Source organism: Comamonas testosteroni TK102 (assembly GCF_000739375.1).
Taxonomy (GTDB): domain Bacteria; phylum Pseudomonadota; class Gammaproteobacteria; order Burkholderiales; family Burkholderiaceae_C; genus Comamonas; species Comamonas brasiliensis.
In genome coordinates this window covers 968067-988530 of record NZ_CP006704.1, presented here as the reverse complement: position 1 = coordinate 988530, position 20464 = coordinate 968067, and the positions used below count along the sequence as shown (strand labels likewise).

Sequence of the window (20464 nt, the reverse complement as noted above, 5' to 3'; positions counted from 1 at the left end):
GCACCGCTATGAGCAAGCAAAAACTAGAACTCACCTGGATCGGGAAGGAAAAGCACCCTAAGCTGGAGCCGCGCATCCTGCTCGAAGACCCGGAGAAGTCTTACCACGCCACACATCGCGTAACCGAGAATGACATCTTCGATAACCGGCTGATCTTCGGCGACAACCTTCTCGCGCTTAAGGCGCTGGAGCAGGAATTCTCGGGCCAAGTGAAATGCGTATTTATTGACCCACCCTACAACACCGGAAGCGCGTTTGCGCATTACGACGACGGCTTGGAGCATTCCATTTGGCTGGGTTTAATGCGGGATCGCCTGGAGCTCATTAAGCGACTACTGACGGACGATGGCTCGTTGTGGATCACGATTGACGACAATGAAGCCCATTACCTGAAGGTTCTTTGTGATGAGGTCTTTGGCAGGGCTAACTTCGTCGCCAATTGCTTGTGGCAAAAGGTGTACAGCGAGCGCATGGATGCCAGAGGATTTAGCGTTTCTCATGATCATCTACTCGTTTATCAGAAGACCGACGCATTTTTCCCAATCCAGCTGCCCAAAGATCAAAATGCAGCGCAATTCGGCTTCTTCGACAAAAAGGCAAACAAATATTACCGGCGTCGCTCCCTCCGAAAAGAAGGCTCGGAGTCGCTGCGTCAAAATCGACCTTCTATGTGGTATCCCATTCCGGCACCAGATGGAAAAGATATTTTTCCCGTAAAGCCAGACGGGACTGAAGGTCGATGGCGCTGGAAGAAGGAGAACGTCCCAGCAAATATGGATCAGCTGGAGTTCATCCAGAAAGACGGAAGGTGGGAGATCTATGTCAAGCAATACCTTGAGGAGAGCCCAACTCGCCCGCCATCTACGTTCTGGCCGAACGAGGAGGTTGGCCACAACCACGAGGCAAAGCTGGAAGTTCGTGCTTTCAACAGCGCTGATGTGTTTAGCACGCCGAAGCCCGAACGACTGCTCAAGCGAGTTTTAGAGATTGCAACCAATCCTGGAGACTTGGTTCTCGATTCGTTTGCCGGCTCCGGGACTACCGGCGCAGTGGCGCACAAGATGGGGCGGCGATGGATCATGGTTGAGCTCGGCGAGCACTGCCATACACACATCGTTCCTCGGCTGAAGATGGTGGTCAACGGTGAAGACCAGGGCGGCATTTCAAAGGTAGTTGAATGGAGCGGTGGCGGCGGCTTCCGCTACTACAAGCTCGCCCCTAGCCTCATCGTCAGCGACCGTTGGGGTAATCCGGTCATCAACCCCGAATACAACGCCGCGCAGCTGGCGGAAGCGCTCGCCAAGCTGGAAGGTTTCACCTATGCCCCATCAGAAGTGCAGTGGTGGCGGCACGGGCATTCCAGCGAACGCGACTTCATCTATGTCACCACCCAGAACCTGTCTGCAGATCAACTTCAGGCGCTGTCGGATGAAGTGGGCAGCGACCAGAGCCTGCTCGTCTGCTGCGCGGCCTTCCATGGTGTAAGCGCAGCCAAGGCATCCGAGCGCTGGCCGAACCTGACGCTGAAGAAGATTCCGAAGATGGTGCTGGCCCGCTGTGAGTGGGGGCACGACGACTACAGCCTCAACGTCGCCAATCTGCCGATTGCGGAGAAGGCTGAACCGGCCAAAGAGCCCGAGGCTACAAGCGGCACTGCCACACGCAAAACCAAGAAATCCGCCGCCACGAACGCAGGGCAAGGCGGTCTGTTCGGGGAGAACGAAGAATGAATGCACGCGTCCAGAACGCCGTCACCGGCCGACTGTCTCTGCGCCCTCCGCAAGCGGAGTCCCTTGCCAAGCTCGTACGCGCCATCGAATCCGCGCCCGCCTTGCTCGGCCACGACCAAGATGTGTCGGCTATCCTTGCCACATTGAAGGCTGAATTTTCGACACTAGAGGACTTTGAACGCGAGTTCCCCTCATTGTGCTTCTCGCTGGCCACCGGCGTAGGCAAAACGCGCTTGATGGGCGCGTTCATTGCCTATCTGCACTTGGCGCATGGCATCAACAATTTCTTCGTTCTGGCACCCAACCTAACGATCTACAACAAGCTGATCACGGATTTCACACCCAACACCCCGAAGTACGTCTTCAAGGGTATCGGTGAGTTAGCGATCAACGCCCCCCGCATCATCACGGGCGACAACTACGACCAGCAGAACATCTCCGGCGGCGAATTGTTTGGTGAGATTCGCATCAACATCTTCAACATCTCCAAGATCAACTCCGAGGTTCGCGGTGGCAAAGAGCCTCGCATCAAGCGGATGCGGGAAGTGCTGGGAGACAGCTACTTCAACCACCTAGCCAGCCTGGACGATCTGGTGCTGCTGATGGACGAGTCGCACCGCTACCGAGCCAGTGCCGGCGTTCGGTCCATCAACGAACTGAAGCCCTTGTTTGGCCTTGAGGTGACGGCCACCCCGTTCGTCGAATCCACGCGCGGCCCTGTGCCGTTCAAGAACGTGGTGATGGACTACCCACTGGCGCTTGCGATGGAAGACGGCTTCGTCAAAGAGCCTGCAGCCGTGACCCAGCGCAACTTTGACGCCAAGGCGCACTCGGCGGATGAAATCGAGAAGATCAAGCTGGAAGATGGTGTTCGTCTGCACGAGACCACCAAGGTCGAACTGCTGACCTATGCCCGAGAGAACGGCGTGAAGGTGGTCAAGCCTTTCATGCTCGTGATCGCGCGGGACACCACGCATGCCTCGCAGCTGAAGACGCTGATTGAGTCATCGGCCTTTTACGAAGGGCGCTATGCGGACAAGGTGATCCAAGTTGACTCTAGCCGCACAGGTGCCGAAGAGGAGGAGATGATCTCCAAGCTCCTGGCAGTGGAGAGCGTGGATGAGCCCACCGAGATCGTCATCCACGTCAACATGCTCAAAGAGGGCTGGGACGTGACGAACCTCTACACCATCGTTCCCCTGCGTGCGGCCAACGCGCGTACGCTGGTCGAGCAATCCATCGGTCGCGGCTTGCGCCTGCCCTACGGCAAGCGAACGGGTGTCGCTGCGGTGGATAGGCTGAACATCGTGGCCCACGACAAGTTCCAGGAGATCATCGACGAGGCCAATCGTGGTGATTCGCCGATCCGACTGAAGCAGGTGATCCTAGAAGCACCAAGCGCTGACGACAAGAAGGTGAGCGTGCAGGTCAGCTCAAGCGCAATGGCGCGGCTGGGTCTCGCGGAGCCCCCACCCGTTGCCACCAGCCCTATCAGCGCGGGGGCAACATCGGCTGCTGCGCCTGCCCCCGTGTTTACGACGGAGCGCGAGCGCCAAGCCGCTCGCGTGGTGATGGAGGTAATCGGCAAATACGAGGTGAGACGTGACATCGTGCCGACGAGCAATGCGCTTCTCACCCCGGAGGTGCAATCGGCCATCTTGGCTGAAGTGACCGAGCGGCTGAAGCCTGCCCAAGGGGAGTTGCTGACTGAAGTAGACGATGCCGCACCTGCTCTTGATTTGTCGGCAGTCGTGTCTAAGACCACTGAAATCGTGGTGCAGCAAACCATCGATATTCCGCGAATAGCGGTGGTGCCCACTGGAGAGGTCACCACCGGCTTCCACCCGTTCAAGCTGGGCACACTACCCAACTTCCAGCCGGGTCAACGGGAGATCGTCGGCCAAGAGCTGCGCACGAATCATCAGTTCACCATAAGCCGCGAGGCGGGTATCAGAGAGCAGCGCTTCGAGGACTACATCGTCAAGAAGCTGATCGACTATGACGACATCGACTACTTCACGCAGGCCGAGTTGCTCTATGATTTGGCCGGTCAGGCGGTAGCCCACTACCAAGCACAGAACTACTCCGAAAACGAGCTGCATGAAGTGTTCGACACCTATGGTGCAGAGCTGGCCCGCCTAATCAGGGCGGAGATGATGGCTCACTTCTGGGAAGAAGCCACTGACTACGAGGTACAGGTCAGCCGAGGTTTCACAGAACTGAAACCGTGCAACTACACGGCGGTCGCAGGGCAGACGGCACACAACTACCGTGAAACGGTGACTGAGCTGAGCAAGATCAAGCAGATGTTGTTCGGCGGGTTCTCGCGCTGTCTGTACCCACTGCAAAAGTTTGACTCGGACACCGAGCGGCGCTTCGCGGTGATCCTGGAGCGCGATGCCTTGAAGTGGTTCAAGCCCGCCAAAGGGCAGTTCCAGATTTACTACAAGCTGGGCAGTGAGCAACCGGAGTACATCCCCGACTTCGTTGCCGAGACCGATTCGATGATCTTCATGGTGGAAACCAAGAAGCGCGACGATCTGGCATCGGACGAAGTGAAGTCAAAGGCTGCAGCAGCCGTGCGCTGGTGCTCGCACGCTTCAAGCCATGCGGCAACGGTCGGCGGCAAGCCGTGGCGTTACCTACTGGTGCCACACGATGAAATCAAGGAGTCGGAACGGCTGACTGACTTCCTGCGGTTTGAGGTGAAGGCATAGCAACTGGGTAGAGCCGGAACTCTTGAAGCGGCCTCTTTCCTAGATAGCTGCTTTACTGCACTGCCCATAGGCAGATAGACAACCCCGGTTTATCTTTGGACTACAGCCATTTTCGGATAATCTACTAAAGTGGATTGAAGTTCTCACATTGAGCAGTGCGAACCAATATTCATCGAAACGCCTGAGGCAACAATCTATTCAAGCAAGGTCTTTTGGTTACAGCCAGCAGTCACCAACTTGATGCCAACTGGATAGTTTGGACAGCATCAGACGATCAACATCTGTACGCTCATTTCCGCAGATCGGCCATGTTCTGCAATGCCAGCGAAATGCCACTAAAACGGCCATTGCGGCGTTTTTTGCAGCTCGGCTATGTGATGGTGGCTCGGCGACAAAAAATCGCTCTTGGAACGAAAAATGGCCGGACAGCGCATACCGTCCGGCCATCAGTTCAGCAGTGATGCTGTCAAGAGCATTAAAAAGCTAGCCCCGAGCCTGAGTCATAGTTCGTCGAACCTTTGCAGGCTCTAGCAAGCGGCTCGATCCTCCAAACGCTTTACGACCGCGAGCATGTTGCGTAGGTGCGTAATACAGCCGAACAGTATGGCGAGCCCGCGTAATGGCTACATACAGCAACCTGCGCTCCTCTGCCAGCGCAGCCTCCGACTTTGCATGGAAGATGGGCAACTCGCCGTCCGCAACACCGACTACAAGCACATGATCCCACTCGCCACCTTTGGCTGCGTGGATGGTCATGGTCTGTACTACGGGCTTCTCTTCCTTGGTGGCTCGGAGCATTTCAATACTACTGGCATAGTCACGGCATTTCGCAAGCCAAGAATTTATATCGCGCTGAGCTTTGGGGTGGTTACGCACACCGCCAAGAACTTTCAAGTAAATGTCCCGGCATTCTTTGTAGCGGCCCTCCAGCGATGACGAGCTTGCAGCCTTCTGCAGACCACGCGCCCTACTTTTCCAATCTTGCGCGTCCGCCAGCTTCACTTTGCGAACCACATGCGCCACCGCATCAGGATCAATTGGCTGTTGGGTCTTTGCATACCGTTCAACCAGACGAACCAGTCGCAGCACGCGCTGAACATGCCGTACATCACGGCCAGCGCCCTTCCTCGCGGTATCTATGCCTGGGGCCAACAAGCTCTGTTCCAAGGCCTTCAAGGTTGCACGAGTACGAGCAAGCACTGCAATTGAAGACGGATCAACGCCCTGCTCCAACAGTTGCTGAACATCGCGGACAACGGCGCGTGCCTGCTCTATGGGACCACCACTGGTCACCAGCACCGGCTTCGCGCCCTCGCGTGTGGTCACGATCTTCTGCGTGTTCTTGCCAGCAACAGCCATTGCCAACTCAGCATTCTGGCGGTGCAGACGATGAGACTCAGGCAAAGGCATGACCACGGCACCCTCAACAACCTCGTCCAACGGCGTGTAGTGGTTTCCAGCAAAGCCGTAGATGGCCTGCTCAGGATCGCCAAAAACCATCAGCTGACAACCGCGCGCAGCCAATGCAGCAAGCAGCAGATTCTGTGCGGCGCTGCCGTCTTGAAACTCATCGACTAGCACATGGGTATAGGGGATGCGTGCGCCGCTTTCAATTGCGGCTACCGCTTGCTCCAGCATGTCTCCAAAGTCCAGCTTGCCTGCTACGGTCTTGGCACGGGCTAAGCGTTTCTGCACTGCTATTGCAATGGGTGCAAAGGGCTCAAGACTGTCTGCAAATTGCGGTGCGGTCATCACGTCACGGAGACCCTGCTTTTGAGCCTGCGCCACGTTCATTGCCTCCAGCAACTGCTTTAAGCGGTGCATGTCCTTCTGCAGCTCGCGAACTAGATCAAGGCGCTCCCGGCGCTTGGTGCCATCTAGCTTGTACCACAGCTTGCGATCAATGGCATCTTTACGGCAGTTACACAGGGCCGCTTTCAACAACGCGAATCTATCCGCAGGAGCGACTACATCAACGCTACCACCAGACTGCACAACCACGGTCCGGGCAAAGGCATGGATGGTTTTTATGGCAGGCAGACTCTCATGGGCAGACTTCTTGTTGGTTGAAGACTTCTTGCCAGAGTTGCCCTTCTGCTCAAAGCTCCGCTGTAGTCGATCACTGAGCTCATCTACCGAATTGTTGGAAAAGCTCAGTACCAGAATCTGATCCGCAGATACTCCACTGCGCATCAAGTGCTTGACACGCTGGATGAGCGTGGTGGTCTTGCCACTGCCAGGACTGGCGTGCACTTCCACGTATGTCCGCGTGGTCTGCACTATCTGGCGCTGATGAGTGGTTAGCTTCATCTGGGTTATGGTTTTACGGCCTGAATTTCAGTGATTGCATGTGCCATGCAGATCAAGAAATCACCGAGAAAACACATGTTTTTTGAAAAAATTTGAGCTCTTAGCGGCCCTACTTTTTGATGTGTTTTCCGAAATAATTGGCTTCTATATCAGTAGCTCTGGATCAGCTTTTTTGCGCTTTCCAACAGGCTGCTCCAGTCGGTTTGAGCCAAACGGCGCTCCAATTCTGGAGTGGCCTTCAGTGCGTTATGCATGATGAACTGGCCGTCCAAGCTGTGCTTTTCCAACCAGCGATTTGCACGTTTGAGGTAAGCCGTATCCGAGGCATCCATGCGGCCACCACAGCACGCAGCCAGAAGACGACCCAGCTCGGTCTTGCTGGGTAGCACATAGAATTTCAGGCTTGTTTGCCAGTGCTGCTTATGATTGAAATGGATGAGGTCATCCAGCGAGCGAATGCCATGCTTAGCCAAAGCCGCTTTGCCACTCAAGCGTAGTTCAACGTGAAAGCACTTCATGGCACCTGCCTCAGGGCGCGCATTATTGATTTTGCTGGAGCGATCCGTGTACAGAGCCAGGACACAGCCATCGCGACCATCATTTTCTGAGCGCCTGTCACCGCAGTAGTAGGTACCTTCATATTTGATAAAGCATGACCGCTGATGCGGCACCTTTACTGCGCCGAGGAACACTGAGCGCAGCGCCATGCGCATCGCCTTGGTTGAAGTCACATCGCGAGCCAACTCCACATAAGTCAGATCGGCATTAATCTCAGCGCCAAGAATTTGACGAAGCAAGCACAGACACTCGCGTGAGGGCTGAAACAGTTCCAGCTTGCATTTGCGGTTGGCCTGAAACTTAGGTTGCCCGTGCTTGACTTTCAGATCAGTGCAATGTTCATGCAGCTCCTCCAACTCAGCTTCTGATACTGTTCGATCCGTCCAAATCGTCAAACGGTCGACCCCATGAATAGGCCGATAGCGGCTGCAGCAAGACACCGCTGTCTTCTCGATAGTCATGTTGATCTCTCTAGAAATCTAAGGACTGTTGCGGTTGGTGCGCGAAATCTGCTTCTGTGATGAAAAGCCAAAATTCACGCAACACGTGCAACACAGGGATCACAGGCGGTCGCCACGCAGATCGAAAGGCAGTGCACTCAGGCGGCGCGAGATCGTGCTTTTGTTGAAGCCCAGCTCTTGACCGATCTCCTCCAACGACTTTTCCTGTTTGCGCAAGCGATAGATTTCACGAGTCAACTTGTCTGGAGAGACACAAGGCTGGCACTGGCGCTCAATGCGACCATCGGCATCCATTCGGATGTTTTCGATCACAGGCTGGTGGCCTGTCACTGCCAGAAAGCTACCGGGCAAAGCTGATGCCATATGTGCTGATGCGTAGCCTTCATCAGGCTCACAGCCGCAGAGTCTGAGCACGCTATTGAAGTAGGAGGTCAAATAAGACTCTTCCTCACTGTTCAGGCCCTGAAATATGACGATAGTTTGGGAGCTCTTGCCAACTACAGCGCGTTTAAACGCATTCAAATCTGCCTCTGACCAACGAGTCTTCTTGTTAGATACCGGAACAATCACTATGCGGCAGCCCCCTGCTTGCGACGGACTCACGAGAGCGCGGCCTTCTTGGCTGCGGTAGTCCGGGGGATTCGGAGTCTTCGGGGCGACCACGGAAATAATGGTTTCGCTATCCACCAAACGCGGCACTTGCAGCTTCAGATCACCTGCGGAAACATGATCAGCTACGAATATCTCGATGGTTTTTTGCTTACCTACGATTAGCCCGAGAACCGAGCCTGTTGCCCACAGGTCAACAGCTGCCCCATAAGCGACTAACGTGGCAGAAACACCTGCACCTGCCGAAAATCCATAGCAACGAGATTCCGTCAAATTTGTCGCTTTGCGAGAACTTGCTATATCGGCCTGAGGACTGCGTTGCTTCTCCTCCTTCTCAACGGACACTTCAGGTTTGGAGCTATGACTTTGAATTGATCTGGATTCATTCATAATTTATTGATTCGCAAGTGGATAAATCGACAAAGCAAAGCCCCTGCACCTAATCAACAGGTACATGCCAGATGAAAAGTGAGAGGCTGTTCAGCGAACCAGCGCTAGGCTGGGATCAGAACTTCGGTGGATTTGCGATGAGCTCGCGGATGGCGGCACGAGACCAGCCGACTGAGCGGGGGCCAAGTTTTACGCCTGCGGGATAGATGCCTTTGAGGACGCCGTCGTACCATGCCGCACGCGAGACCGGATATACCGTCAGAACGTCATTGAGACGTATATAGCCGTCGCCATCCAAACAGATCACTGGAAACGGCTTGTGGACTGGTTTTTTATAGCGGGCGTCTCGGTCAAACTCAGCAGCACTCTCTGGAGTTATGGAGGCCTCCTGAACCACCTGAAGTGCAGTCGTGGCAGTCTGAGTATCGAAGTGCAGGCTCTGCGACACCGTCGATTTACCCACACGCTTCAACTGTTGGAAGACGCGAGAACGAGCCGCCACAGAAGCTTGAGCGAACAACATACGGGTACCGCTGTTCGCGGAGAGGGGAGGATTCATGATGCAAGGCTTTGTGAGTGCTGATGCCTTGCATTCTGGAATTCGTTGGAAATCGTTGGAACTGGGGAAAATGAATTCCCACGTTGGTTTTTCAAATTTCTACGTGCGCGTCTCTGGAGAGGATTGGGCCGATTTCGCATTCTTATCAAGCTTGTCTCGAATGGCGACTATTTCAGCTTCACCTAGCCTCTGAACAGCGGCCATAAAAGCATCACGTACCGTTCCACGATCCCTCAAGTAAGGAACCCCATGCTTTGCACTCAGGGTCGCGAGCGGCTGATACAACCCACTAACCTTCATTGGCTCCGACAGCTTCTCTGGAGGCCATTCTGGGATGAAGCCGTAGTGTTCAATAGCCATAAGTACCAAAAGCCGTGCCCAAGATTTACTTGGCCTTTCGTTGGTACCCTCCTCTTGTTGAGGGGCAAGGGCCGCTTCACTACTTAAGAAGGACGCACTCGCCCTCTCTTCAAACTCGAAGGGTAGTGGGGGATTCAGCCCTACAAACTCTTCAGGAAAAACAAAGCCTTTGAACAACCTTCCGGCGCGAACCTGATCCACGAAATCACGCAGCACGATACGAGTGCCATCTCCTGGCTCACACTCATAGTCCTCCCCTGGCGCAATCCGGACACCACCAACGTAGGTGATCATCTGCTTCAAAGTCTTAAGATGTGGGCCAAAGTGAAGCCGACGAGAGTCCTCGTCATCGAGCCTGGAATAGGCTGGAGGATTTACTCCATGAACCAAGCACACCGCCTCCCTAACCGTTGCAACGGGACGCTCGTTCCAGCTAGCCCAGTGCGGCTTGTACTTCGCCTTGCTCATTTGAGATTGCAGCGAATCGGATGCCATCATTCCAGATGTTGATAACTCATCCTCAAAATCAGCGATCAATGCCTGATCTGACTGAGCATGTTCAAGTGATGTAAGGCGCGTCGTAGGCATGGAAATTTGGAGGCGACGAAAAGCATTTTTTCGCAGCCATCATGCCTTAAGCATGGAAAAATCTTCACATTTTTCGACGAAAACGAGCGGTGTTGCGCATATAAAAACAGCACATCAGTCGCATAGAACATCATCCGCGTCTGTGAAAAAATTTCCAGAAGGGCTTCCATCCAGATCAGCCATTTGGACTCACTACGTCCAAAGAAGCATAGCAACATCTCGCAAAATTCCGGAACCAAACCGGAACCAGAAATAAAAACAAAAAAGCTTGCTACATTTTATATAGCGAGCTTTTCTTTATTTACAACAGTTTTATGGTAGGGCGTGGCGGACTTGAACCGACGACCAAAGGATTATGAGTCCTCTGCTCTAACCAACTGAGCTAACGCCCCAACACCGACAACAGCCATGGCCGCCATCAGAAAAACTCTGCCATTGTAGGGCCTAACGCTTGTGACTCAGAGCATTGCTCACCAGTTTGGATGTGATATCTACAATCTGGATCATCTTGTCATAGTGCATGCGCGTGGGGCCTATCACTCCCAAAGTGCCTACCACCTTGCCGTCGAGCTCATAGGGAGCACTCACTACGGATAGATCTTCGAAAGGAACGGTCTGGCTCTCTCCACCGATATAGATGCGCACGCCATCGGCCTGATTGGAGAAATCCAGCAGCCTGAGAATCTGCGTTTTCTGCTCGAACAGGTCAAAAGCACGGCGCAGATTTCCCATGTCGCTGGAAAAATCGCTCACGGACAGCAGATTGCGCTCGCCGGCGATCACCACATCCTCGCGATCGTGGTGGCTCATGACCTCGGCGCCGACATTCACCGCCGCCTGCATGAGGCTGGCCACCTGACCACGCAACTGCTCCACTTCGGTCTGCAGGCGCGTGCGCACCTCCTCCATTGTCAAGCCGGCGTAATGGTGATTGAGGAAATTCGAGGCTTCTATCAGTTGCGAGGACTCGTAATCCACATCGGTGAAGATCACGCGGTTTTGCACATCGCCCTCGGGCGAGACGATGATGACCAGGAAGCGCCGCTCGGACAGACGCACGAACTCGATATGCTTGAAGACGGAGCTGCGACGCGGCACCATGACCACGCCCACAAACTGGGAGAGGTTGGACAGCAGGTTGGCCGCATTGGCGATCACCTTCTGCGGCTGTTCGGGCATCAGGCCGGGCGTTACAAGATCGGAGCGGTCCACGGTCAGCATGGTGTCGACAAACAGGCGGTATCCCCTGGCTGTCGGCACGCGGCCTGCCGATGTGTGAGGGCTGATGATCAGGCCCATCTCTTCCAGGTCGGCCATCACGTTGCGTATGGTGGCAGGCGACAATTCAAGCCCGGATGCACGTGAAAGAGTGCGCGAGCCGACTGGTTGACCGTCAGCGATGTAACGCTCGATCAGCGCTTTGAGCAATAACTTGGCACGTTCGTCGAGCATGATTTCATTTTAATGATGTAATTTCCCAGATGACATCCACGTTCCACCATATTGCCCTGATCGGCAAGTACCACACACCGGCAGCAGGGGTTCCGTCCGATGCAGCCAGCGAAGCACTGCAACGGATTGCCGGTTATGTGCGCAGCATGGGTTGTGAGGTGATTCTGGATACCCAGTCGGCCATCTATGCGGGCCTGCCCGATTACCCGAGCATGGACGTGGACGGTCTGGGCAAGCATTGCGACCTCGGCCTGGTCGTGGGCGGCGACGGCACCATGCTGGGCGTGTGCCGCCATCTGGCGCGCTATGGCACCCCGCTGGTCGGCATCAACCAGGGCCGCCTCGGGTTTGTCACCGACATCGCCCTGGATGAATTCGAAGCCTCCATCACGCCCATCCTGCAAGGTGAGTACGAGGAAGACGAACGCACGCTGATGAATGCTCGCGTAATGCGCGACGGCCAGTGCGTGTTTGAAGCCCAGGCCATGAATGACGTGGTGGTCAACCGTGGCTCGACCTCGGGCATGGTGGAGCTGCGCATCGAGGTCGGCGGCAGCTTTGTCTCCAACCAGCGCGCCGATGGCTTGATCGTGGCCACCCCCACGGGCTCTACCGCCTATGCGCTCTCGGCCGGCGGCCCCATGCTGCACCCCTCGATTCCGGCCTGGGTGATGGTGCCCATCGCGCCGCACAACCTCTCCAACCGCCCCATCGTGCTCTCGGACGCCCAGGAGGTGACTATCGAGGTGGTGGGCGGGCGTGGCGATGCCAGCGCGAACTTTGACATGCAGTCCCTGAAATCGCTGCAGCATGGCGACCGCATCCTGGTGACCCGCGCCGATCACAGCGTGCACTTTCTGCACCCCAAGGGCTGGAATTACTTCGACACCCTGCGCAAAAAGCTGGGCTGGAACGAGGGAGGCGTCTGACCATGGCCTTGAAGCGCATCGTCCTGCGGGACTTTGTGATTGTTCAGTCACTCGACCTGGACTGGCAAACCGGCTTCACGGTGCTTACCGGCGAGACCGGCGCCGGCAAATCCATCATGCTCGACGCCCTGCAACTGGTGCTGGGCGCACGCGCCGATGCACAGGTGGTACGCGAAGGCTGCCCCCAGGCCGATATCTGCGCCGAGTTCGATTGCCCGCCCCATCTGCACGAATGGCTGCAAGAGTCGGGGTTTGCGCAGGAGCAGGATTTGCTGCTGCGCCGCGTCATAGACAGTCTGGGCCGCAGCCGCGCCTGGATCAATGGCTCGCCCGCCACGGCCACGCAGCTGCGCCATCTGGGCGATCAGCTGATCGACGTTCATGGCCAGCATGCCTGGCAAAGCCTGACCCGCCCGGACGCTGCACGCGCCATGCTGGATACCTACGGCGGTATTGAAACCGCCCAGCTCAAGTCGTTGTGGCAGGACTGGCGCCAGAGCCATCAGGCTCTGGAGCAGGCGCTCTCGGCCCAGGACAATCTGCAGCGCGAGCGAGAGCGACTGCAATGGCAGATATCCGAGCTGGACAAGCTGTCGCCGCGCGCCGAAGAATGGGATGAGCTCAACGCCCAGCACACGCGCCTGTCGCACGCGCAGACCTTGATGGACTCTGCCCAGTCCTGCCTGCAGCTGCTGGAAGATGACGATGCGGGAGCGGCCACCCCATTGGGCAGAGCCCACCACCTGCTGCAGGATCAGGAGCATCTGGAGCCCGAGTTTCAGAGCATTGCCGACGTGCTCGGCTCCTGTGTGGCCCAGTTGCACGATGCCCGCCACTCGCTGCAGGCCTATCTGCGCCGCGCCGATCTGGACCCCGAACTGCTGGCCGATCTCGACGAACGCCTGTCGCTGTGGATGCAGCTGGCGCGCCGCTACAAGCGCACGCCCGAAGAGTTGCCCGCCCTGCTCGAAGGCTGGAAGCAGGAGCTACACCAGCTGGATGCCGCCGTCGATGTCGAGGGTCTGCGCGCCAAAGAGCAGGCTGCCCATCTCAAGTATCAGGCCGAGGCGCGCAAAATTTCGCAGCAGCGCACCCTGGCTGCACCACGCCTGTCACGCGCCATCACCCAATCCATGCAAAGTCTGGGTATGAAGGGCGGCCGTTTCGAAGTGCAGCTGGAGCATGCCGAAGCCGCCAGCCCGGCCGGCACGGACGGCATCACCTTTCTCGTGGCCGGCCATACCGGCGCCACGCCCAAACCGGTGGCCAAGGTGGCATCAGGCGGCGAGTTGTCGCGCATCTCGCTGGCCATTGCGGTGACCACCAGCGAGCTGGGCCAGGCCGGAACCTTGATCTTTGACGAGGTGGATTCCGGCGTCGGCGGAGCCGTGGCCGAAACGGTGGGCCGCCTCATGCACTCTCTCGGCGGGTCGCGCCAGGTGCTGGCCGTCACCCACCTGCCCCAGGTCGCAGCCTATGCAGACCAGCATTACCGGGTGACCAAGCGCCCCAAATCCAACACCACCATCAGCAGCGTGGACCCGCTGGCGGGCGAGGAGCGCGAGATGGAGATGGCCCGCATGCTGGGCGGCGAGCACCTGTCCGAAGCAACCATGGCCCATGCCAGAGAAATGCTGGCCATGGCAAGATTGCCTGGCAAGCAGGCCGCCAACAGCGCCCTGCGTCCATCGGCCACCCCGGCCCGAAGCGCCAAAGCCAGCACGACAGTCCGCAAGAGCGGCAAAGTCAGAGGAGTGTGAAATCATGTCCATGGAGATTGTTCTGATCAGCGGCATGTCCGGATCGGGCAAATCCGTTGCGCTGCACGCGCTGGAGGATGCTGGCTACTACTGCGTCGACAACCTGCCCCCGGAATTGCTGCAGTCCTTTGTGGAGCTCAAGCTCACCCATCAGGACGAGAAAGTGGCCATTGCCATGGATGCGCGCAGTGCCAAGGGCCTGCCTCAGCTGCCTGATCAGCTGCATCGCCTGAAAAAGCAGGGACTGATGCCGCGCATGATTTTTCTCGACGCCGACAGCGGAACGCTGATCAGACGCTTTTCGGAAACCCGCAGGCGCCACCCTCTATCGCCCGGCTCCCTGACGAACGAGCGCCAGGCACTGGAGCTCGATATCGAAAAGGAGCGTGAGCTGCTGGGCCTGCTGCGCGACCGCTCCATCGTCATCGACACCAGCGATCTCAAGTCGGCGCAGCTGCAAAGCTATATCAAGCAGATCATCGAAGCACCGGCAGGGCAGATGACGCTGATGTTCCAGTCCTTTGGATTCAAGCACAGCATGCCCATCGACTCGGACTATGTGTTTGATGTGCGCATGCTGCCCAACCCCTTCTACGACAAGGAACTGCGTGCCTTGACCGGCCTGGACAAGCCGGTTGCCGACTATCTGGGAGCCCTGCCCGAGGTGCAGCAGATGCAGCTGGACATACAGCAATTCCTCGAACGCTGGCTGCCGCTGCTGTCCAGAGACCACCGCAGCTATGTCACCGTGGGCATAGGCTGCACAGGCGGGCAGCACCGCTCGGTCTTTCTCGTCGAAGCCCTGGCCAGGCATTTCGAGAAGCAGTGGCCCACCGTGCGCCGCCACCGCTCGCTGGATTTCCGCGACAAGTTCATTCAGGTCTCTCAACAGTTTCTGGCCCCGGAAACCCCGATCCTCTGACCCCGCATGCTCAGCCCCCAGACGTCAGCCATGCATGTGCTGCTGCTCGAAGACGATCCGGCCATTGCACGCACGGTTTGCTACGCTCTGGAGCGCGAGGGCATTGCCGTCACCCACAGCCTGCTGATCGCCGATGCGCGTCAGCAATGGAGCAGGACAACGTTTGATGTGCTTCTCATGGACGTGGGCCTGCCCGACGGCAACGGCCTGGACTGGTGCCGCGAGCTGCGCTCTGCCGGCTCCATTGTTCCGGTACTGGTGCTCAGTGCCAGAGGCGAGGAGATGGACAAGGTTCTGGGCCTGGAACTGGGCGCGGACGACTATCTGACCAAGCCCTTCAGCCCGCGCGAACTACTGGCGCGCACCCGCGCCCTGCTGCGCCGCTCCAAGCAATTTCAGCCTGCAGCGCCGGCCCAGCTTGCGAAAGCACTTCAAATAGATGAGCAAGGCCAACGGGCTCTGATCCACAGCAGGGCGCTGGATCTGACCAGGCGCGAGTATCAGCTGCTGCAAAGCCTGGTCAACGCAGCGGGCCGCATCCTGAGCCGCGACGCCTTGCTGGAGCAAATCTGGGGGCTGGACAGCGAGAGCACGGACCGCACGGTGGACACCCATATCAAGACCCTGCGCGCCAAACTGCGCGAGCGCTTGCCCGATCAGGAGCTCATCGTCACCCACCGCGGTCTGGGCTATAGCCTGAACCAGCCCGGATAGCCGGTATGCGTCTGGGCCTGCGTCTCTTCTTTGCCTTCTTCCTGATCAACGGCCTGGCCGCCTTTTTCGTGCTGCGCGTCTTCATAGTGGAGATCAAGCCCAGCGTGCGCAAGGTGACCGAGGACACGCTGGTGGAGACCGCCTATGCGCTGGCCACGCTGGCCAGTGCCGACATGGAAAAAGGCCGGCTGCAAGCCGGTGCGGACAGCGCCTTTGCCACCCAGCTGCAGGGCTACACGCGAAAACCGATACAGGCCTGGATCTGGGACACACGCAAGACCACGCTGGATCTGCGCATCACCGTCACCGACGCCCGGGGCATGGTGCTGTTCGACTCGCAGGGCAAGGACCAGGGCGCAGACTACTCGCGCTGGCGCGATGTCTATCTGACGCTGCGCGGTGAATACGGTGCACGCACCACGCGAGCCGTCAAGGAGGACGAATCCAGCAGCGTCATGTATGTCTCGGCGCCCATCATGGTGGACGGCCAGATTGCCGGGGTGCTGACTGCCTCCAAGCCCTCCAGCTCGGTACAGAAAATCGTCGACAGCGCGGAGCAGAAAATTCTGCGCGGCGGCCTGCTGTTTGTGCTGCTGTCCGCCGCCGTCGGCTGTGCGGTGACCTGGTGGTTTGTGCTTCACGTGCGCCGGCTGCGCAACTATGCACAGCAGGTGCAGGCCCCCACGCTCAACGAGTCTGCCCACCCCGCGCAGGCCTCGGCTCCTGCGGCCATACCGGACATGCCCGGCGAGCTTGGCGAGCTGGCCCAGGCCATGGACAATATGCGCAAGCGCCTGGAAGGGCGCGACTATATCGAGGGCTATGTACGCGCCCTGACCCACGAACTCAAAAGCCCGGTGGCCGCCATCCGCGGCGCCGGCGAGTTGCTGCAGGAAGAGCTGCCGCCCCAGGACCGGGCCATGTTTGCCAGACAGGTGGTAGACCAGAGCCTGCGCCTGCAGAACCTGATCGACCAGTTGCTCCAGCTCAGCCGTCTCGAGCAGCGCCAGCAACTGGACACCAGCCATGGCTGCAGCCTGATGGAATGTGCCCGGCAAGCCATGAACTCCCTGCAAAGCCATGCAGAGCAACGCGGCATGGCCATGCGCCTGAGCGGCGTGGACAGCAGCGGCCCCTGGGAGGCCGGCCTGGTGACCCTGGCCATCAGCAATCTGCTGCAGAACGCCCTGGATTTCTCTGCAGAGAACAGCGTGATCGAGCTTGAGCTGGCCCCGCACCGCATCACCGTCAGCGATCGGGGCCCGGGTGTGGCCGAGCCCTTGCTGGCCCGCCTGGGCGAGCGCTTCTTCACGACTCCCAGACCCAACGGAGAGCGCAGCGGCACCGGACTGGGCCTGTCCATCGTCACCCGCATCATGCATCTTCATGGCGGCAGCATCCAGGTCCGCAATCGTCACCCCGGTCTCGCCGTGACACTGGATTTCGCTCCCCAGAGCTGAGCGATCAAGACTTTCGGACAGGACTTCACACCCGCTTCACAGACTTCATTGGGTCCACACAGTCGCTGCCGACACTGCGTCCTGAAATCCCTCATTCAGGAGCACGCATGAAAAACCGACTGCTGTTCAAGACAGTCTCACTGCTGATCGTTCTGGCCTTGCTCATGGCCGGCCTGTCCATGATTCAGGATGTGGTCAAAGACCGCATCCGCAACCGCGACTACGCCGTGCAAAGCGTGGTCTCCAGCCTGGCCGGCACGCAGACGCTGATCGGCCCGGCCCTGGTGCAGAACTGCACGGAAACCACCAGCACGACCAATGGCAAGAAAATCGAATACAGCACACGGGAATTCCAGCGCATGCTGCTGCCCGACACGCTCAACCACGATGCCAATGCCAAGATGGAGGAGCGCTCGCGCGGCCTGCATCACATCAACACCTATGTGCTGCACGACCAGATATCGGCTGGCTTTGCCAATGCCGCGCAGTATGCCGAGCTGCCCAAGCCCAGCGAGCCCAATGCCGTGGTGCGCTGCAAGAAGGTCCTTGTGGCATTTGCGCTCAGCGACCCGCGCGGCATCCGCAGCGCAACGCTGCTGGCCAACGGCCAGGATCTGGCGGTCGAATCCGGCACGCCGCTGGAGCGCTACGGCAAAGGCATTCAGGCAGAGATTGATGCCAGCCTGCTGAAAAAAGGCGAAGCCCTGAACCTGGAGCTCAAGCTGCAGCTGCTGGGCACGGAGCAGCTCGCCTTCAGCCCCATCGCCACGGAAAGCAAGGTCACGCTGACTGCCGACTGGCCTCATCCCTCGTTTGGCGGCAGCTTTCTACCCAGTCGACGCGAAGTGACGGACAGCGGCTTCACCGCCAGCTGGGAGCTGTCCTCGCTGGCCACCTCTGCCAGCACGGCCTTTACCCGCCAGCAACGTCTTTGCAGCCCCGGCTACTGGGGCAGCTCGGAAACCTATGCCGCCTCTGCAACCCGCGGCCATGACGACAGCGGCCCCTGCCTCGAAACCATGGACACGGAGTTCGTCAACCCCGTCAATGTCTACTCGCTGAGCGAGCGCGCCACCAAGTACGGCATTCTTTTTGTGATCCTGACCTTTGTCGCGGTCGGCCTTTTCGAAGTCATGAAAAAGCTGCGCGTTCATCCCGTGCAGTACCTGCTGGTCGGCTCGGCCTTGTGCAGCTTCTTCCTGTTGCTCATCAGCCTGTCCGAACACCTGGGCTTTGCCACGGCCTATGCGATTGCGGCCAGCTCCTGCGTGGCTCTGCTGGCTTTCTATGCCAGCCATATCCTGGGCAGCATCAGACGCGGCCTGCCGTTCGCGATTGCCATCTCGGCCCTGTATGGCCTGCTGTATGTGCTGCTGCAGCTGGAGCAAACCGCTCTGGTCGTCGGCTCCATCGCCCTGTTCGGCGTGCTGGCCCTGGTCATGATCTGCACCCGCCATGTGGACTGGTACGCGTTTGGACGCAGCGAGAGCGACGTGCCGGACAAGTCTTCGAAACAAGAGGAGGCCGCATGAGCCAGTCACGACACACCCCGCAGGCTCAGGCCTTGCTGAACGTTTCGTCGCGCCATCTGCTCGGCGAGCCTTGCCAGCTCAGCGTGCAGCAATACCAGCAACTCTGGCTGAGCGCACAGCGCCAAGGCGACCGCAGGGCACAGCAAGTCCTGCGCCAGCAGGTGGTGACCGCGGGCCGGCAATTGCAAGCGCAGCGCAGCAACCCGCAGGCCAGGGCCCTGTGGCTGGCCTTGATGGGGCTGCGCTGTTCCATGCTGATGCCCAGATTGCGCTTCTGAAATCTGCAGCCATGAAAAAAGGTGACGTCGGCCGTCACCTTTTTTCATTCATGCGGCAGGCGCTCAGGCCAGCTCGGCGTCGAGCAGCTTGCGGATCGGAGCCGGCAGACCCAGCTCGGCCCATGCCGCTGCATCCGCCCAGCAGGATTCATCAGCCTCTGACACCAGGGCGCCATAGGCCTGATCGACGGGCACCAGAACCGGATGCAGGTGCAGATCCTTGTGGGTCAGCACATGCAGAAAACCGGGAAGATCCTGCCAGCTCCGGGTCCCGTCCTGAGACCAGGCGGCCTGGGCATAGCTTTGCAGTGCTGCATAGTCTTCAAAGACCGGCGGGCTGTAAAGCCCGGCCCAGATACCGGCTTGCGGACGCTTTTGCAGCCATACGCGGCGCCGCGCATCCACCGCCAGCAGCAGCCACCAGGACTCGGAGCTGCGCTTGATCCTGCGCGTGCGCACAGGATAGTTCTCCGGGTTGCCGGCGCGGGCCGCCCGGCATTCGGAATCCAAGGGGCACACCAGGCAAGTGGGCTTGCGCGATGTGCAGACGCTGGCGCCCAGATCCATCATGCCCTGGGTGTAGCGCGGCATGGCTTCGTGCAGATTCTCGGTGGGGCACAGTTGCTGGGCATATTCCCACAGCTGCCTTTCATTTCGGGACTGCGCCAGATCCCCATCAAACGCCAGCACCCGCGTGAGAACACGGCGCACGTTGGCATCCAGAATCGGCACCCGCTCTGAAAAGCAGAACGATGAAATGGCACCGGCCGTGGAGCGGCCGATGCCTGGCAGGGTCGCCAACTCTTCGGCCGTTTGCGGAAAGGCCCCGCCCCATTGCTGCATCACGGTCTGTGCGCATTTGTGCAGATTGCGCGCGCGGCTGTAATAGCCCAGGCCGCTCCACAGCGCCAGCACGGCATCCTGAGGGGCCCCAGCCAGGCTGGCCACATCGGGAAAGGCATCCAGGAAACGCTGGTAGTAGCCCAGCACGGTGCTGACCTGGGTCTGCTGCAGCATGATTTCGGACAGCCAGACGCGGTAAGGGTCACGGGTCTGCTGCCAGGGCAGATGATTGCGGCCATGACTGGCCTGCCACTGCACGACGGCGGTGGCAATCGAAGGGAGAGTCAAGATT

The 20464-nt window shown here is 58.4% G+C and carries 16 protein-coding genes and 1 tRNA gene; 9 read left to right on the top strand and 8 right to left on the bottom strand.

Going from position 1 to position 20464, the window contains the following annotated elements; all coding sequences use genetic code 11:
* Window positions 1–8 precede the first annotated feature (8 nt).
* Both O987_RS04465 and O987_RS04460 read left to right on the top strand, forming a co-directional pair.
* Window positions 9–1730 (top strand): site-specific DNA-methyltransferase, encoded by a 1722-nt coding sequence (locus tag O987_RS04465; RefSeq protein WP_043376086.1) that lies wholly within the window; start codon window positions 9–11, stop codon window positions 1728–1730.
* Window positions 1727–4447 carry a DEAD/DEAH box helicase gene (locus tag O987_RS04460; RefSeq protein ID WP_043370962.1) on the top strand — a complete coding sequence of 907 codons (2721 nt, stop codon included), beginning with the start codon at window positions 1727–1729 and terminating at the stop codon, window positions 4445–4447. Before O987_RS04465 ends, O987_RS04460 begins: the two co-directional genes overlap by 4 nt.
* A 483-nt stretch (window positions 4448–4930) precedes the next feature.
* On the opposite strand, the gene O987_RS04455 is transcribed toward O987_RS04460, so the two are convergent.
* The 7 genes from O987_RS04455 to hrcA all read right to left on the bottom strand — a co-directional run bounded on the left by O987_RS04455 (window position 4931) and on the right by hrcA (window position 11734).
* Window positions 4931–6757: a UvrD-helicase domain-containing protein gene (locus O987_RS04455; protein WP_043370961.1), complete on the bottom strand. Its 1827-nt coding sequence runs from the start codon at window positions 6755–6757 to the stop codon at window positions 4931–4933.
* Window positions 6758–6906: 149 nt separating this feature from the next.
* Window positions 6907–7776, bottom strand: coding sequence for a hypothetical protein (locus tag O987_RS27505; RefSeq protein WP_144244887.1), 870 nt, complete (start codon window positions 7774–7776; stop codon window positions 6907–6909).
* Window positions 7777–7875: 99 nt separating this feature from the next.
* Window positions 7876–8775, bottom strand: a complete 900-nt coding sequence (locus O987_RS28605) for a helix-turn-helix domain-containing protein (protein ID WP_144244886.1) — start codon at window positions 8773–8775, stop codon at window positions 7876–7878.
* 115 nt (window positions 8776–8890) lie between these two features.
* Complete coding sequence (locus O987_RS27710; protein WP_235214244.1) at window positions 8891–9334, bottom strand: helix-turn-helix transcriptional regulator; 444 nt, start codon at window positions 9332–9334, stop codon at window positions 8891–8893.
* Window positions 9335–9433: 99 nt separating this feature from the next.
* Window positions 9434–10282 carry a hypothetical protein gene (locus O987_RS04435; RefSeq protein ID WP_144244885.1) on the bottom strand — a complete coding sequence of 283 codons (849 nt, stop codon included), beginning with the start codon at window positions 10280–10282 and terminating at the stop codon, window positions 9434–9436.
* Between the two features lie 315 nt (window positions 10283–10597).
* A tRNA-Ile gene (locus tag O987_RS04425) sits at window positions 10598–10674 on the bottom strand.
* A gap of 52 nt (window positions 10675–10726) precedes the next feature.
* Window positions 10727–11734, bottom strand: coding sequence for a heat-inducible transcriptional repressor HrcA (gene hrcA / locus O987_RS04420; protein ID WP_003058393.1), 1008 nt, complete (start codon window positions 11732–11734; stop codon window positions 10727–10729).
* Window positions 11735–11763: 29 nt separating this feature from the next.
* On the opposite strand from hrcA, the gene O987_RS04415 reads away from it, so the two are divergent.
* From O987_RS04415 to O987_RS04385, 7 genes are all read left to right on the top strand, one after another.
* Window positions 11764–12663: an NAD kinase gene (locus tag O987_RS04415; RefSeq protein ID WP_003058424.1), complete on the top strand. Its 900-nt coding sequence runs from the start codon at window positions 11764–11766 to the stop codon at window positions 12661–12663.
* A 2-nt stretch (window positions 12664–12665) separates the two neighbouring features.
* Window positions 12666–14423: a DNA repair protein RecN gene (recN, locus tag O987_RS04410; protein ID WP_003058427.1), complete on the top strand. Its 1758-nt coding sequence runs from the start codon at window positions 12666–12668 to the stop codon at window positions 14421–14423.
* A 4-nt stretch (window positions 14424–14427) separates the two neighbouring features.
* Window positions 14428–15345, top strand: coding sequence for an RNase adapter RapZ (gene rapZ / locus O987_RS04405; RefSeq protein WP_003058428.1), 918 nt, complete (start codon window positions 14428–14430; stop codon window positions 15343–15345).
* Window positions 15346–15375: 30 nt separating this feature from the next.
* Entirely contained in the window at window positions 15376–16059 is a 684-nt protein-coding gene (locus tag O987_RS04400) for a winged helix-turn-helix domain-containing protein (protein WP_019043280.1), read from the top strand.
* A gap of 5 nt (window positions 16060–16064) precedes the next feature.
* Window positions 16065–17519, top strand: a complete 1455-nt coding sequence (gene creC / locus O987_RS04395; protein WP_003058432.1) for a two-component system sensor histidine kinase CreC — start codon at window positions 16065–16067, stop codon at window positions 17517–17519.
* 107 nt (window positions 17520–17626) lie between these two features.
* Window positions 17627–19051, top strand: a complete 1425-nt coding sequence (creD, locus tag O987_RS04390; RefSeq protein ID WP_003058433.1) for a cell envelope integrity protein CreD — start codon at window positions 17627–17629, stop codon at window positions 19049–19051.
* The gene (locus O987_RS04385; protein WP_003058435.1) at window positions 19048–19329 is read left to right on the top strand and encodes a hypothetical protein; all 282 of its coding nucleotides are present in this window, start codon (window positions 19048–19050) and stop codon (window positions 19327–19329) included. The genes creD and O987_RS04385 overlap by 4 nt, the downstream gene beginning before the upstream one ends.
* 63 nt (window positions 19330–19392) lie before the next feature.
* Here the strand turns inward: O987_RS04385 and mutY are convergent, their stop codons facing one another.
* A complete protein-coding gene (mutY, locus tag O987_RS04380) occupies window positions 19393–20460 on the bottom strand; it encodes an A/G-specific adenine glycosylase (protein WP_043370956.1) in 1068 nt (355 codons plus the stop codon).
* Window positions 20461–20464: the final 4 nt, after the last annotated feature.

Bases quoted from the DNA above. Each gene is read 5' to 3' on its own strand.
- O987_RS04435 (WP_144244885.1), bottom strand. From the start codon at position 10,282: ATGCCTACGACGCGCCTTACATCACTTGAACATGCTCAGTCAGATCAG.
- creC (WP_003058432.1), top strand. From the start codon at position 16,065: ATGCGTCTGGGCCTGCGTCTCTTCTTTGCCTTCTTCCTGATCAACGGC.
- rapZ (WP_003058428.1), top strand. From the start codon at position 14,428: ATGTCCATGGAGATTGTTCTGATCAGCGGCATGTCCGGATCGGGCAAA.
- O987_RS04385 (WP_003058435.1), top strand. From the start codon at position 19,048: ATGAGCCAGTCACGACACACCCCGCAGGCTCAGGCCTTGCTGAACGTT.
- recN (WP_003058427.1), top strand. From the start codon at position 12,666: ATGGCCTTGAAGCGCATCGTCCTGCGGGACTTTGTGATTGTTCAGTCA.
- O987_RS04460 (WP_043370962.1), top strand. From the start codon at position 1,727: ATGAATGCACGCGTCCAGAACGCCGTCACCGGCCGACTGTCTCTGCGC.
- O987_RS04465 (WP_043376086.1), top strand. From the start codon at position 9: ATGAGCAAGCAAAAACTAGAACTCACCTGGATCGGGAAGGAAAAGCAC.
- O987_RS04400 (WP_019043280.1), top strand. From the start codon at position 15,376: ATGCATGTGCTGCTGCTCGAAGACGATCCGGCCATTGCACGCACGGTT.
- hrcA (WP_003058393.1), bottom strand. From the start codon at position 11,734: ATGCTCGACGAACGTGCCAAGTTATTGCTCAAAGCGCTGATCGAGCGT.
- creD (WP_003058433.1), top strand. From the start codon at position 17,627: ATGAAAAACCGACTGCTGTTCAAGACAGTCTCACTGCTGATCGTTCTG.
- O987_RS27505 (WP_144244887.1), bottom strand. From the start codon at position 7,776: ATGACTATCGAGAAGACAGCGGTGTCTTGCTGCAGCCGCTATCGGCCT.
- O987_RS04455 (WP_043370961.1), bottom strand. From the start codon at position 6,757: ATGAAGCTAACCACTCATCAGCGCCAGATAGTGCAGACCACGCGGACA.
- O987_RS28605 (WP_144244886.1), bottom strand. From the start codon at position 8,775: ATGAATGAATCCAGATCAATTCAAAGTCATAGCTCCAAACCTGAAGTG.
- O987_RS27710 (WP_235214244.1), bottom strand. From the start codon at position 9,334: ATGAATCCTCCCCTCTCCGCGAACAGCGGTACCCGTATGTTGTTCGCT.
- O987_RS04415 (WP_003058424.1), top strand. From the start codon at position 11,764: ATGACATCCACGTTCCACCATATTGCCCTGATCGGCAAGTACCACACA.